General features: G+C 46.4%; 10 protein-coding genes. 3 read left to right on the top strand and 7 right to left on the bottom strand.

All coding sequences use genetic code 11. The features are described 5' to 3' along the window. Positions 1–5 precede the first annotated feature (5 nt). Positions 6–2,093, bottom strand: a complete 2,088-nt coding sequence (locus tag AC1DP6_RS05905; RefSeq protein ID WP_477053991.1) for a TonB-dependent receptor plug domain-containing protein — start codon at positions 2,091–2,093, stop codon at positions 6–8. A gap of 155 nt (positions 2,094–2,248) precedes the next feature. On the opposite strand from AC1DP6_RS05905, the gene AC1DP6_RS05900 reads away from it, so the two are divergent. Then, entirely contained in the window at positions 2,249–2,962 is a 714-nt protein-coding gene (locus AC1DP6_RS05900; RefSeq protein ID WP_477053990.1) for a pirin family protein, read from the top strand. On the opposite strand, the gene AC1DP6_RS05895 is transcribed toward AC1DP6_RS05900, so the two are convergent. Beyond that, positions 2,963–5,299, bottom strand: a complete 2,337-nt coding sequence (locus AC1DP6_RS05895; RefSeq protein ID WP_477053989.1) for an ABC transporter permease — start codon at positions 5,297–5,299, stop codon at positions 2,963–2,965. It abuts the gene before it with no gap. Positions 5,300–5,542: 243 nt separating this feature from the next. On the opposite strand from AC1DP6_RS05895, the gene AC1DP6_RS05890 reads away from it, so the two are divergent. Both AC1DP6_RS05890 and AC1DP6_RS05885 read left to right on the top strand, forming a co-directional pair. Then, positions 5,543–7,060, top strand: coding sequence for a sensor histidine kinase (locus tag AC1DP6_RS05890; RefSeq protein ID WP_477053988.1), 1,518 nt, complete (start codon positions 5,543–5,545; stop codon positions 7,058–7,060). A gap of 2 nt (positions 7,061–7,062) precedes the next feature. Beyond that, complete coding sequence (locus tag AC1DP6_RS05885; RefSeq protein ID WP_477053987.1) at positions 7,063–8,121, top strand: response regulator; 1,059 nt, start codon at positions 7,063–7,065, stop codon at positions 8,119–8,121. 2 nt (positions 8,122–8,123) lie between these two features. On the opposite strand, the gene AC1DP6_RS05880 is transcribed toward AC1DP6_RS05885, so the two are convergent. The 5 genes from AC1DP6_RS05880 to AC1DP6_RS05860 all read right to left on the bottom strand — a co-directional run bounded on the left by AC1DP6_RS05880 (position 8,124) and on the right by AC1DP6_RS05860 (position 15,671). Next, positions 8,124–8,504, bottom strand: coding sequence for a hypothetical protein (locus AC1DP6_RS05880; RefSeq protein WP_477053986.1), 381 nt, complete (start codon positions 8,502–8,504; stop codon positions 8,124–8,126). Between the two features lie 10 nt (positions 8,505–8,514). Next, positions 8,515–9,198, bottom strand: coding sequence for a hypothetical protein (locus AC1DP6_RS05875; protein WP_477053985.1), 684 nt, complete (start codon positions 9,196–9,198; stop codon positions 8,515–8,517). Positions 9,199–9,413: 215 nt separating this feature from the next. After that, positions 9,414–10,913, bottom strand: coding sequence for an ArnT family glycosyltransferase (locus tag AC1DP6_RS05870; RefSeq protein ID WP_477053984.1), 1,500 nt, complete (start codon positions 10,911–10,913; stop codon positions 9,414–9,416). Positions 10,914–11,056: 143 nt separating this feature from the next. Further along, the gene (locus AC1DP6_RS05865; protein WP_477053983.1) at positions 11,057–13,453 is read right to left on the bottom strand and encodes an ABC transporter permease; all 2,397 of its coding nucleotides are present in this window, start codon (positions 13,451–13,453) and stop codon (positions 11,057–11,059) included. 145 nt (positions 13,454–13,598) lie between these two features. After that, positions 13,599–15,671: an alpha-N-acetylglucosaminidase gene (locus AC1DP6_RS05860; RefSeq protein WP_477053982.1), complete on the bottom strand. Its 2,073-nt coding sequence runs from the start codon at positions 15,669–15,671 to the stop codon at positions 13,599–13,601. Positions 15,672–15,702 lie beyond the last annotated feature (31 nt).

Raw genomic sequence — 15,702 nt, 5'->3', positions numbered from 1 at the left:
GGTGCTTATTGTTTATTTACAGTATGATAAAAATTCCAGGTAAGCCCCAGGGAGTAAACCCTACCAGGCATGGTGGAAATATGTTGTGGATCAGTATAATTAAAAAGATTTTCCAGGGTGGCCTGTACGCGCAGCTGCCTGCTGAACAAGGTTTTGGCCGTAGCCAGGTTCACCGTAGCATACCCGGGTACAAATTCGCTTTTCAGGTCGGGTGTGTTATTGCCGTTTTCATCTGTAAAACCATATTTGCTACGGTATAATACCCGGGCATTGGCATCAATGCCCAAACGGGGATGGATATACGCGATTTTCAGATTGCCTGAATGGTGAGAACGGTTAAATAGTCCAAAGTATTCGCTTTTACGGAGTTCACGGGTTTCTCCGGTGCTGGCATCTTTCGTATATACTTCCCCGTTCTTAACTTTCTTGAACAGGTCATTATCTCTTGAGCGCAGGTACTGGTATCCGCCGGACAACTGCCAATAGTTGCCAATAGGCTGCGAGAGCTCTGCTTCTACGCCGGAGGTAGTAATACTTTTTAGATTCACATAACTATATACCGCTGCATCATTGGTTTTCACGGCAATAACGCGGGTATCGATCAGGTTCTTCACATCGTTATAAAAGAAGTTCACTTTAACACCGGTATTGGAAAAGGTGATTCCCTGTATACCCAGGTTATACGACCAGGAGCTTTCTGCATCCAGGTCTTTCATCTGCGCAGGATCTATTTTCACCTGCCTGATTTGGCCCTTCTGCTCCATTTCTTTCAAAATATCCGCAGCCAGCTTTGTGCCTGCAACGGTATATCCTACTGCAGCATTATTAAAGTGCAGGTATAACTGTCTGAAATCAGGCGCACGGTAGCCGCGGCCAACGGCACCGAGTATACGCCATTTGGGGGTTATATTATATGCTACAGATATCTTGGGACTAAATTGTGATGGGTACTGGTTATGTGTATCAAACCGACCTCCTATCAATATATTCCAGGCCTCGGCAGGCTTCCAGTTTTCCTGCAGGAACACATAGCCGGTATTAAACGCCATCTTATCATCGTAGCGGGTGGCTTCCAGTGATTCATGCACATATCCTACGCCACCCGTCAGTTGATGCTGCGCATTCAGCTGCCAGTCGGCCTGGTACTCCGGCTTGATATATTGCTGCTTAAAAAACGAAGCATCATACACGGATTTATCCTGCTGGTAATGCATATCCTCCTCCGTTGAATACCGGGAATAATATAACCGCAACACCTGTTTGAAGTTTTTTCCCGGCGTATGACTCACCTGCCAGGAAGCATTCATATCCTTCTCCTTTCCAATATCATCTACCCGGCCTTTGGTGTCCGCAAAATAACTGTTGTACCACTGCTCATAATACCTGCCGGAAAGGATGGTATGCCATTCAGGCGACCAGTCCTGCTGCCAGCGTGACTGCGCCGTATAGGTTTTAAATGGCGACACGGTAGGCGCAGTGGCATTATCTCCCAGTGTGTATCCATCACTGTTGTAAGTGCTGATGCTGGCAGAAAATGACCCATTCCTATAAGGGATACGCGTATTGCCATCCAGCGTATAAGTATTATTGGAACCATACCTGCCGCCAATGCTGGTCATCCCCTGTTGTTTATTGTTGCTGGTGATGATATTAATGACACCTGCCAGCGCATCACTTCCATATAATGAGGAAACAGGGCCCTTAATAATTTCTATTCTTTCTATATTACTCACTACTATCCTCGACAAGTCGAAAGTGCCGGCTGTTCTGCCTATCATTGGTTCGCCATCCAGCAGTATCAGGGTATATTCTGCTTCCAGTCCCTGCATCTGTACACCGGTACCATGATTAGATGTAATGAACAGTCCTGTTTGTTCTGCCAGTACCTGCTGCAACAGCACCGCGCCCATAGATTGCAGCTGTTGCTTTGTAATCACCGTAACGGGTACTGGTACCTTACTTAATAACTGCTCGTTGCGCGTGGCAGTCACCACCACCTCAGGCAATATTTTGTTGCCGGTGCTGGTATCTGTTTGGGCAAAAAGGGTCCCTACCCGCATGATGCAGGCAAACAGGAATAAATATTTATACATCTTAAAGCTTATCTGAATTGTCGGGCAAAAGTAAGGGGTTAGAAAAATTAATCTTTACGAGTTCGGGAAACATATTTACGAGATGCGGAAATTTGATATTAACTTAGTTCACCCTGATTTCAAACAATTTTAAACTTCCTACTGTTCCTTATTATATGAAACTGCAACACTTCCCCGCAAGCGAAAGAGGTATTAAAGACATCGGCTGGCTGAAAAGCAACTTCTTCTTCAGCTTCAGCGATTACTACCATCCTATGCGCAGCGCATTCGGGTCGCTGATCGCTTTTAACGATGACTTTGTACAGGCAGGCAAAGGCTTCGGTATACATCCACATGTGAATATGGAAATCATTTCAGTGCTGCTGAAAGGAAAAATGAACCATAAAGATACCATGGGATACATTACTGAAATAGAAGGACCGGCAGTACAGATCATGAGTGCCGGCAGCGGACTACGACATGAAGAATATAATATTGGTACGGAAGAAGTTAACTTCTTACAGATCTGGATTGCGCCCAAACAGCAAAATATTGCGCCCCGCTATCAGCAGCGCAGCTTCCCTAAAGAAAACAGGAAGAACAAGCTGGTCACCATCGTATCCGGTGAAGAAGGAATGCAGCATTGCTGGATCAATCAGAATGCGAAATTATCACTCGGCTATTATGAGCAACCTCACCAGCTTACTTATACCTTCAACCCGCTGAATAAATGCCTGTTCATTTTTTCCATTGCCGGCGGACTCAGAGTACAGGACCAGGTATTGCAGGAACGCGATGCGATCGGGTTATGGGAAACAGGTGAAGTATCACTGCAGTGTGCAGAAAAATCCGAGTTCCTCATCCTAGAAACACCTATTAATCAGAAGTGATCAGGCATTTTTTAAATGCCGGGCTGGGTTCATCAACGCCGACCGAAGCGCATGAAATCCTACGGTAATGAGCGCCACCACTCCGGTAGCCACTCCGCCCAAAGCAAATATCCACCAGCTCAATGGCGTACTATAGGCATATGATTGCAGCCACTGATGCAGGAAATACCCTGCCAGCGGTGCTGCCACCAGGAAAGCTACACCTACCATTCCGATAAACTCTTTCGAAAACAAGTATATAATATTCGCCGGCGTAGCCCCCAGTATTTTGCGCACCCCTACTTCCTTTAACCGTTGTACCGCCATGTAGGACGACAATCCATACAAACCTAAACAGCTAAGGAAAACAGCAATCAGCGCAAATAATTCATATAGTCTGGCCAACTGCATTTCATGTGCATAAAAACCGGCAATGGTATCATCCAGGAATCGGGGATCATACGGGTCATCAGGATAGATGGCTTTAAACAGTTCTCCTATCTTAGCCACCGCTCCTGGTAAACCGGTCGACAGCAATTTCACGGAGGCCATATTGCGGGAAAGCGGATCATTGTACAACATTACCGGTGCCATTTTATCTTTCCCGGAAGAAGTATTGAAATCCTTTAACACTCCTACCACAAGTCCTTTTACAGCGCCATCCCAGATATTTATTTCTTTGTTCAGCACTTCTTCCGGGCGATGAAACCCGAGTTGTTTTACCATCGCCTCATTCACTAAAAATTCCCGGATACTGTCCGTCGCTGTCACATTCCGGCCTGCCAGCAGTGTCATCTGATAAAGCGGAAGAAATGCAGCATCCACAGATTTATAAATCGCAGAAAACGGCGCTATTTCGGGTGCACGGTTGAATTTGAATCCGGTCCATACATTATTACCATCTGCTGGTGGCGCCATACTAAAGCTGACTTCTTTCACCACTGGCAAAGCAGCGATCCTGCTATGTAACAATCCGATCTTACTTATCGCGTCCTTGCTACCCGGAACCGGCACATTCAGGATCAAACGTTTTTCAAATCCCATGGGCATGGTATTGAAATGATGCATTTGCTTTACAATAATCAGTGTGGCAATGATCAGCGCTTGTGCTACTACAAACTGGAATACCACCAGCACCTTACGCAATTGAAATCCACCCACCGGTGCCGTGAGCAATGACCCCTTCAATACCTGCAGCGTACTAAACTTTGTGATCAGCCATGCAGGATAAAATCCGGCGGCCAGTGTAACCGTTACCGTTACCGACCCGAAAAAAACCAATACCGCCGGCTGAAAAAGCAGCGGCAGCTGCAGATCAATATGCAGTAAATGCCCTACTGGCACCAAACATCCGCCGGCTATGATCAGCGATAGGATCCCCGCCACCTGCACCAATAAAAATGTTTCGAGGAGAAACTGTCTCTGCAACTGCCCGTTGTTGCCTCCCAGCACTTTACGTACCCCCGACTCTTTGGCTCTTTTCACTGACTGCGCCACAGACAGGTTCACAAAATTCACCACCGCTACCAGTAATATAAACAATGCAATGCACCACATGGCGTTTATACGTCCCCGGTTGATCCCGTTGCCCCCCATGTTAGCCATACTATCGTCCAGGTGTACCGCAGACAACGGCTGCGTTTCCAGGGTACGATGGATGCCCTCTCCCATATATTTATGCGACAATACATCCAGCATGCCTTGTAAACGTGATGGAGTCGTATGCGGCAACAACAACGCATAACACTGATGACTTTCAGAAACACTCCCCCAGTCGGAAGAACCCGGAAACATCAAACCATAAGGCACCATCACCTTGAACCGGAATTCTGTATTGGCAGGAATATCTACGACCCCACGTACTTTCATGGGCATGGCCCCTACCAGTTCCACTGTTCTGCCCATGGCCAACCGCCAGTCACCGAAGTAACGGGTAGCCGTTTCCCTTGATAATACCATCCCATCCATTTGTGATAATACCGCAGGACTTCCTGCCAGCCAGGAAAAAGAGAATACGTTAAAAAATGCCGGCGTAATTGCCACCATCCCTTTTTTCTCTTTAAACACTTTCCGGGTGATATTTTTCTCATCCGGCACGGTCAAAGGCATATCCTGGAAGGAGGCGACCGGCGCCACGGCTTTTATAGCGGCAACTTCTTCTTTCAATACTCCCGGTAAGGCAAAAGGTGTCCCCGAAGAACGGGGACTTCCATTCTCTGCCCGATCAAACCGGGTCACCAAACGAACAATACTTGATTTGTTAACATGAAAATCATCGAAGCCAGTTTCAAAACGGATCAGGATAAAAATGATCATGCATACCGCCAATCCTACTGCCAGTCCGGTGATATGGAGCAACGTGTATATTTTATTGCGGAATAAACTCCGTAAAGCCGTTTTAAAATAATTGTTGAGCATAATATGGTGGGCACGAATAAAATGCCACTACAATATGGTAATTATTTTGAGATACTTATCCATGCAATAAAAAAAACTATGTCCGTTATAAAACACTTAACGTCCGTTTTTGAACAAGCTGTACTTTATTCCACCGGGAATCATTAAATTTATATAGCACCGAAGTAAAGGGTCAATACGGGTATGATTAACACGACTCAAAATAATTACATAGGTTTCGAAGTTCTCTTTAATCATGCCACCGTTGGCATCCTGGTAGCCGATAGCAACAGCACCATACTGATGGCTAACCCCTTCCTTCTTAACCAGTTCGGCTACACGAAAGAAGAAATTACCGGACAACAGGTGAACCTCCTGATGCCCTGTGATGAAAAAGAACATATCGCGCTGCGAAAAGATGGCAGCAGATTCCCCGTAGAGACCAGCCACGGCGAACATACCACACCGGAAGGAATACTAACTATCATTTACATCATGGATATCTCCGACCGGAAAATATCCGAACAAACCCGGCAACAACTTGACCAGCAGAAAAAAGAAGCCGCCATCAAAGATGGCACCCTGCAAAGGATGAACAACTTCCTTAACAGCCTGTGGACCAACGCCGGCGCCATGATCATCGTCATTAACACCGACGGCTTTATTAAATGGTTCAATCCTGCCGCAGAAAGAATACTCGGTTATAAAGCCAGCGAAGTCATAGATATATGCACTCCCCTCATGCTGCATGACCAGGATGAAGTTGCCCTCCGGGCAGAAGAATTTTCCAGGCAACTGCAGCAACCGGTAGAACCCGGTATGGAAACACTCACCATCAAAGCCAGGTTAAATTTACTCAACGAATATGAATGGCTCTACATCCGGAAAGACGGCAGCTCCCTGCCCGTTTCACTCACCGTATCTGCCATCCGTGATGCCAACGATATTACCGGCTATATAGGCATCGCCATTGATCTTTCCCGCATAAAAGAAGCTGAATCAGAACTCCGTATTTCACTGGAAAAAGAAAGAGAACTCAACGAACTGAAATCAAGGTTTGTGTCGCTCGCCTCCCATGAATTCCGGACACCACTCAGTGCCATCCTTTCTTCCATATACCTCGTATCCAAATACGAAGGTGCGGACGATGTAACGAAGCGCAGCAAACATATTCAGCGGATTATTTCTTCCGTAAATATGCTGACAGATATCCTCAACGACTTCCTGTCTGTAGGTAAAATAGAAGAAGGAAAAATACAGGTCAGGCACAGCACCTTTGATACAGCCAAACATATCGGTAACATTCTCGGCGAAATGGACGGCCTCAAAAAGCCCCAGCAGAATATTTACTATGCCCACCACGGCGCACCACAAGCCTTCCTGGATCCTACGCTACTTAAACATATTGTTATGAATCTCGTATCCAATGCCATCAAGTTTTCCCCGGAAGGAGCGATCATTTCAATCCGCACCCAATGCAGCGATACCCTATTCCAGTTGTCTGTAAAAGATAAGGGCATAGGCATTTCCACTGAAGACCGCCAACACCTGTTTGAGCGATTCTTCCGCAGCCAGCACGTGGCCAACATACAGGGTACAGGGCTCGGCTTACATATTGTAGCCAAATACGCAGAACTCATGAACGGTACCGTGTCTTGCAACAGCGCACCTGAAAAAGGTACAGAGTTTCTCGTCTCCCTTCCTTTTCCCCAAAACCAATGACCATGGAAAAAATACTGCTGATAGAAGATAATCCTGCTATCTGTGAAAATGTGGCGGAAATTCTGGAATTGGCTAATTACAAGGTACTCACTGCGGCCAATGGAAAAGAAGGCGTATCCATGGCGCTGGAACACCTCCCCGACCTGATTGTATGTGATATTATGATGCCCGTGCTGGATGGATATGGCGTATTACATATGCTCCATAAAAACAAAGCATTGCAAACCACTCCCTTTATCTTCCTGACTGCCAAAGCAGAGAGAACAGATATACGAAAAGGAATGGAAATGGGCGCAGATGATTATATCACTAAGCCGTTTGAAGGCACAGAGCTGTTAAGTGCCATAGAAAGCCGGCTGAAAAGATGTGCAGAAATAAAACATAACTCTGCCACCGGGTTGCAGGGACTGAACATACTGCTGTCTGCCAGCAACGGCGCTGATCATCTGTCACTGTTGAAAGAAGACCGTAATACCAATCATTATAAAAAGAAACAAAGTATTTATGCCGCCGGCAACCGCCCGGAATATTTATACTACCTGCTGCATGGCAAAGTGAAAACATACAAACGCAACGACGACGGAAAAGAACTCATTATAGGCCTATACAACGAAGGCGATTTCCTGGGTTACAATACGTTACTGGAAGGGGGCAACTACCAGGAAAACGCAGAAGCCATGGAAGATACCCTGCTGGCCGTTATCCCGCATCAGGATTTCCAACAGCTGATCAGCAGCAATCCGGAAGTGCTGGGAAAATTCATCCGGCTATTGTCCAGGGAAATGGCAGAAAAGGAACAACAACTGATTGGTCTTGCTTATAATTCTCTGCGTAAAAAAGTAGCGGAAGCATTAATTATGCTGGACAGGAAATACAATACAGCGGGGAGTAAAAATTTTACGATAGATATCAGCCGTGAAAACCTGGCTGCAGTGGCCGGAGTAGCCAAAGAATCCCTCATACGCACATTGGGCGATTTCAGGGACGAAAGATTGATTGCTTTGAAAGAAGGACAGATAGCGGCACTGTCTATCAAAAAACTGATGGAGATGATTAATTGACTTTATACTTTTTCCGCAGCTATGAATATCAGGAAGGCCACTTTCACTTTTTCATGTTCCTGCATCATTCCCTGTACATCATTTTTCAATACCGAAAACGAATGCGGTGCAGCTACATTGGCTGGCTGCTTTTCCAGCCAGGCCAGCTGTTCTCCTATTTCATGCCGCAACAACACCATCGACTCTTCGCGGGCCAGCATGGACAACTGAAACTCTTCTGCTTCCTCCACAAATGAACGGCGCGCAGTTTCCTTTAACGCTGCGGCTAACCGGTTTATCAGCGAAGCATTATCTTCTCTTAAGGTTTTCAGGATCCTGATCCATGTCTTGCAAACCTCCTGGTACTCAAGACAGGGTGGATCATGCTGCAGTTCGTGCGACATGGTTTAAATGCTAGTTGTAATAGGTTTGAAGTCCGTGCAAATTCTTGTCGGTCTCCCATCTTTTCAGCAGCTGACAAAGGTTTTTCTGAATAAAATACATCTGCCTGATATCTGCCTGCAGCGCAATCAGTTGTCCCTGCGGGCCTTGTGGAAAACTATATTCTTTCTCCACCACATCTTCCAGCAAATGCACAATTGTTTTGCTCTGCAAAACAAACTCCTTTACCAGCTTATATACTTTGCTGATATGATCATAGCCCATCTCTGTAAACACATCTCCTTTCTTAGGCTTCAGTACCGGTTTCAGCTCTTCTTTCAGGTTACGTAATACCACACTGTGATATACCGTTACTTCGCGGTAATAATGAACAAACAGGTCGTTAAAATCCTGTAACGTTCCCGGAGTAATAGCGGCCGCCTCCTGCATTTTCGTATAAAAATCCTCCATTCTGGTCAGTACCTGTGCCGCCTGCGGTATAGCACGATGCGTAATATAGTCATCGATATCTTCTGCATGCCCCGTGTTAAAGTCCAATGCCCTTAATTTCATGTCCAGCAACGTTTTTACACCCGAATGCCGGTCGTATTGTCTGAAAATAAAATTCCCGTACTTGCGTAAGTGCTTGATAGGGAAAAATAGAAAACCTTCGCAAAATTTGCGTTGCCGGGAAGTAGGCGTTAATCCGCTGAACATGATTTGCATTTTTTTTAGTGCAGATAAAGAGTATCACCGCCAGTGAAACGGTGATACCTTTCAACAACACATCTCCGTCATTCATTATTTGTTTACGCTAAGGAATCCAGGTGGATGTCCAATTGCTGCTGTAAAACTATTGCTGTTTACATTACTGAACAATGACGGGCATTACCATAGCTGGTGACGGTGATCATTTTTTGAGATGACCATAATCAGTCTTTCGATAACGGAGGGTGATAATCCATGCATCGGAACACCAGGAACTTCCTTACTACACGGCCATGTTGCGTTACTACAATAGGAGGTAGCTGCTTTACGGAGCTGAAGAAGGGAGATAGTTTTTTTATAAATGCGAGCTCATCTACGGCATCATTCACATCGGTGAGTGAATTAATAAAAAGGGCATTTCTTCCTTTAAGGGCATTCATATCTGTTCCTATAAAATCAAACTGCAGGGCATTTTCTCCAATAATATTCCTGGAATACACCATATGCCCCAGGTATAAATTCAGCATCGCGCTGGTTTTGTAGTCATCTGCAGAAAAAATGAAATCATCCGGATACTCCGTTGCCAGGCTTTTTACGCCAGCGCCCAGTCCTGCCCAACCTATCATGGTGTCATCAGAGTGAATGGGTACCGGATAAAAAATGATTTCCACTGCCAGCACCAGGTGAACAACCAGTGAGCAAATCCATTGCCAACGCACATATTTAAAGCTAATCCAGGTGCTGATCCAGATAATACCAGTGATATAAGCCGGCATCATCCAGTTGATCTTTACCCAGTATATAGGAGATATCAACAGGAAAATGGCAAAAACGGGCAAAAAGAAACATAAGAGGAACAGTTGCTGCGCCGGAATACGGGTAATATGCCACTTGTATTTACGCACCAATTTATAGCAATAGTAAAACAGGGCAACAAGTAATACCGGCAACAGGATAGCCGCCTGGTGCCCGAGTACACCGAAAAAGTCCAGCGGATGAAACTCCACTCCTCCCACCCGTTCGGACGACTGGAAGCGGAAAGAGGCAAAGTTGTTATCCACATTCCAGATGACTACCGGTAAAATAGTAATGCAGAAAAACAGGATGCTGGTAAAAAACCAGGACGACCATAAATACCGGCGATGCTGCCCGGACAACAATAAGTACAACACAGCACCTGCAGGCAGAAAGATAGCTGTATACTTACTATCAAAGGCCAGTCCCATCGCAATACCGGCCCATATCCAATAGCCTTTGCGTTCTTCAAATACTGCCCGGTAAATGGCGATCAGGGAAAGAGACCAGAAAAACAACAATGGTACATCCGGCGTTGATACCAGTGATAAGATGGTCACCATCAGTGTGGCAGATAGCAGCAGCAAGCTATTCCAGGCCCTTGGCAGGGACAGGAAGCAGCGCGATAGCCGGTAAAAGGCCAGCAATGTGCCAATGGTTACCAGGGTGTCTGCCAGCTTGATCACAAACACGTGCCGGCCAAACAGGTCTGTAAATGCCCTTAAAATCCAGGCGATAGCCGGAGGATGATCAAAATAGGAAAGTGCGAAATGCTGCCCGTAAAAATAGTAATAGGCATCCTGGGGCATAGCGCCCATCAGGCCAATAAAAGAAAATCTTAATAAGAGGATGAAAGCGATGGCGAAGGCCATCCACTTATTTGCGGTGATATAGGCAATAAAACGGTTCCCCCTCGCTGATTCCTCCATATGAAATGCTGACAGTTAGATTTGTGACAGATGATGTGATAAAAAACAATCTCACAATCTCTGTGCCGCTTGACAAGCCGGCACCCGTTGTTTAACTATAATTAACACACCCCGCACATTTTCTGTTAGCATTCCGGGAAAAATCAATCCGCTCTTAAACTGTGAGCCGGATTAGCGCTGGCGGCCTTCAGCGCCTGTAAACCCACGGTAGCAAAGGCGATCAACAGTGCGCCGGCAGTTGCCAAGGCAAACAACATCCAGCTGATTTGTACATGGTAAGCGAAATCCTGCAGCCAGCGTTCCAGTAAATACCAGGCCACAGGTGTGGCAATGATCGCAGACAGGATCACCAGTATGAGGAAATCTTTTGACAGCAAAGTCACAATACTGCCCACACTCGCCCCCAATACTTTGCGGATGCCGATTTCCCTGGTGCGCTGCTCTGTGATATACACCGTTAACGCGAGTAAGCCCATCACAGCAATAAAAATAGAAATCACGGTAAACACGTAAATGATATAACGCACCCTGTTATAACTACTGTATAACTGCTGGAAATTATCATCCAGGAAAGAGTAGCGCAGGGGGAACCCCGGTTCTACTGTTTCCCATAGTTTATTGATGGCGCCCAGGGTCTTATCGAGGTTAGCGGTGTTTACTTTCACCAGTAATGCACCTCCCGACTGATAAGTACAGTGTGCATTGGAGATGCTATACAAAGTAGGACGGATATAACTGTCGAATCCCTGCACCTGGAAATCTTTTACTACACCTACTATTTCATAAGGCACACTGTCGCAGGCAGCAAAGCTGATCTGAGAACCCACCGGCAACTTCACGCCCAGCGTTCTGGCGGCCGACTCATTAATAATGGCGGTATTGTCCTGGTCTTCCGGATGATCGTCACTGAAAGTTCTTCCCATTAACACCTGTATGCCCAGGGTAAGAAAAAAGTCACTGCTCACGCGCACAGAAGTCAGTGATTTATGCTCACCACCATACCGGAACTCTGTAGAGGAGGTGTCTACATTTTGATTGCCAGGGAGAGCGGTTGTTTTGGAAACGGTTTCCACTCCCGGAATCCGTAACAGCTTTGTCCGGGTTTGTCCGAAATCATTTTCACGGGTTTGTTGATTTGCTTCTATCTGCACCACCTGCTCCGGATTAAAACCAATATCCCGGTGTTTCATAAAATCCATCTGATGCGCCATTACCAGCACGGCGATGATGAAAAACACCGATACGGCAAACTGTACAACAATCAATGAATGACTAAACCGCTTGCTGCTGGCCCCCATACTAAAATTGCCCTTGAGCACATTCACCGCACCCTGCCGGGCAAACACCACAGCTGGATATAAACCGGATATCAGCACAATCGCTACCAAAGCAGCAGCGCATTGCCATAACATCGTGTAGGATTGTATTTGCCGGAAGAAAGATAACGACAGGTCGAACGTTTGGTTAAATACAGGCAACATGATAAGACATAAACCGATGGCCAACAACAGGCTGATACCGCATTGCATAGATACCTCCAGCAGGAATTGTCCCAGCATTTGTTTTCGGCTGGAACCAAGCACTTTTCGTACGCCTACTTCCCGTGAGCGCTGCAATGTTTTCACGAGCGACAGGTTACTGGAATTCAACGCACCGCTCAGGAGCAGCAACCCTGCCAGCAGGAAAAGAATCATGGTAGTTTTAAAGGGGCTTTTGCCAAAGCGCGGAAAATTATGAATATCCTTCACTGCATCTGTGAGCAGTGTAGGAGTATGTCCGGCTTGCAAAAAAGCAGCATAACTCAGATTGCCTGTTTTTTCATGGTAATCATAAAAAGTACGATTCACTTTATCTTCCAGTGCCGCGGTAGCCATGGGCTTACTCAAACGCACATACGAAATATAGGAAATATTGGCCCATGAGTTATCCACTCCGGCTGTCATTGCGTTACGGAGAATCATGGCCGCTTGCAGATGAGAAGGACTTTCAGGCATGGCTATTACACCTGTAACCGTAAAAGGCATCTTATTGAAGATCTGTATCACCTTGCCGATCGGATCTGCATCACCAAACAACTTATGACTTACCTCTGTAGAGATAAGGGCGGATGCTGGCTCCCGGAATGCAGTAGCAGCATTGCCTGCCAGCAGCCGATAGGGAAACACCTGCAGAAAGCCGCTATCGGCCATCACCACATCTTTCTGATACAATTTTTTAGTTCCATAACTAATCAGCAGCTCATAACCACCGGAAGGTTGAATACGTGTATACGCCGTTATTTCCGGCATATGCTGCTGCAATAAAGGAGCCAGTGGCGCCGGCGCCGGATTGTTTGCGTAATTGCCGGACGACTGTTGAGATACCCGGTACACCTGTTGCAACGAAGGATCCCACTGATCGTAACTCAGTTCATAATTCAGGTAAAGTAAAATGATCAGGAAGCTGGTCAGGCTGATCGCCAAACCACCGATATTAACGAGTGAGGTAAATCTATTCTTTATCAGACTTCTGATCGCGATTTTACAATAACTCCTGAACATTGCATAAGGATTTGTCTACCATAAATAAAAAAAGTGCCGGATTACGGCACCTTTGATAATCAATTATTTACACATCTAAACAGGAGGCTCCCTGTCCATTTTCAGTATAGCTATTGTCCATAAACGAACAAGGCGCCGGCACCGTTTATTGCGCTGTCCATTTTTGCTCCCACGAGAAGAAGTCAGGCATAGGGGTATCTTTACCCTGCAACTGATCTGTAAGGGCAGCAATATACATCTTCCAGCGTGGCAGGTAAAAGCTGCGCATTAAGCCACCCCATTCCTTATTGGCATATTCATGCAAATCTGTGGCTGGGTTATCCGGTCCCCAGTAAGTGATCTGGGTTTTAGCGTTCTTTATCAGCAGCGCTTTCTCCGCCGGTGTTTGCCCCAGGCTTTGTGCCGCATTCACCCAGGTATCCAGGCGGAAATGTTTGTTGCCGCTGAGCAATAAATCCTGTTGCTGCATGAGCGACAAAAAGCTGCCGGAAGTTTGCTTAAAAGCAGCAAGATCTTTTTTCTCGAAAGCCGCCACCATATTGGCATAAATCTCTTCACCACGATTTGCATTCACCTGCCGTTGAAAATCGATCGCATCAATTTCATAAGTGGTGTTATTCTTCATGGCAGGAGCTGCCTTCATAAAAGTGGCCACTGCGGCTGCAAAAGCTTTAGTATCATAATTACGTTTACGCGTGCCCCAGGAAGATACCGGCACATCTTTCAAAGTAGGACGTGCACAGAAAACAGATTCATTGGGGCCTTCCTGGTATTGTGGAAAGCTGCTGTAAGCAGTAGCCACTAATCCCTGCCAGGCAGCCTGGATCTGCGCGTTATCGGTACCATAACGGTAACGTACATATGATTTTATCCAGTCTGTTACTTCTACTTTTTCCGGATGCCAGGCGAGTTCCAGTATCAGGTCGTAGATAACCGGGTTATTGTGGATCCCTTCCGGCATAATGCCTACGCCTTTAAACAAGGATCCATAAGAACTATGTGCAGCACGCCATGTTTCATCCGCAAAGCGCTGCAGCTTACCATACAGTCCCGCCTTTTCTCCGAAGTTATTCACACTGCACCAGATAAAGGGGGTGCCTTCATATCCTTTACGTGTTTCCCAGTTCGCAGTATTTTCACCAAATAGTTCCTGCACCAGCACTTTAGACTTATCAAGACCAGCTAATAAGGTTCCGGAAGGATTGGCCTGCCAGCCCTGCAACACCCAGGTACTACCCGGAAAATGTTGTTGCATGGTTTGCTGAATAATGCCGGCAGCTGCTGTTACATCTACCCCTTTGCTGATACCCCCTTCATGAAAAGGATCTCCCGCAAAAAAGCGGATGTCACTACCATATAATTTTTTGAGCTCTTCATAGTAGATGCCCGCAATGTTCGTGAAGTTACTGTCGCCGGGGATCAGGAAATCCGGGCGCTGGAAGCCACCAGCCCACTTACCCTGCTCTACTACTTTAACCCTCATTTTCTCTTTCAGATTCACTGGCACCATTCCGTAAAAGCCTTGCAGCACCGGGGCTATGCCCAATCCTTTCATACGCGCCAGTATTTGCTTTTCCAGCGCGGTCTGCTGATCTATCATCTCCTGTGTAACCGGACCACCCCATCCTTCGAGGTTGCCCATGAGCCACCAGGCGGTAAAGCCCGGTCCTGCTACGAAACGGCGGGCTTCCCCGGCGCTGTAGCCCAGGCGCTCCAGGGTATGCTGCCATACCGCTTCGGTACCCATAGTAGCCAGCATCACGTTCACCCCATTGAGTGCCATCCAGTCCAGCTCATGCTCCCAGTCCTTCCAGCTGTAATAACTCATCGTATAGCTGATTGTGCAATAGTTCAGGGCATAACGATAATCATAAGCAGTATTGATATGTACGGGTGTTTTTACAGCAGGCAGCGGAGATACGGGAGCAAGATTATCTCCCATATGCGACATAGAACGGTGGCAGTAATACTTCAGGTACCAGTTCAGTCCGGCAGCAGCGGCACTCGCACTGGAGGCTGCAATACGCACTTCTTTGCCCGGGGTAGTAATTTCAAATATATCCTTGTTATTCTCAGCTGCTATACTTTTTAACACCAGCGATTTTGCCAGCCAGGGCACCCGGCGTTGCGCCAGCTGCTGCACAGCGGGAAAGTCCTGTGCAAACACAGTCGAAGACAGGCATAGGAGTAGCCCTGCCAGCAATTTTTTACTTTTCATTTGTTTCACTGTTAGTATTATAAAGAAGGTA

Source organism: Chitinophaga sp. 01L420 (genome assembly GCF_056399985.1).
The sequence above is the reverse complement of the archived record's forward strand: the minus strand, read 5'-3'. Positions and strand labels throughout refer to the sequence as shown.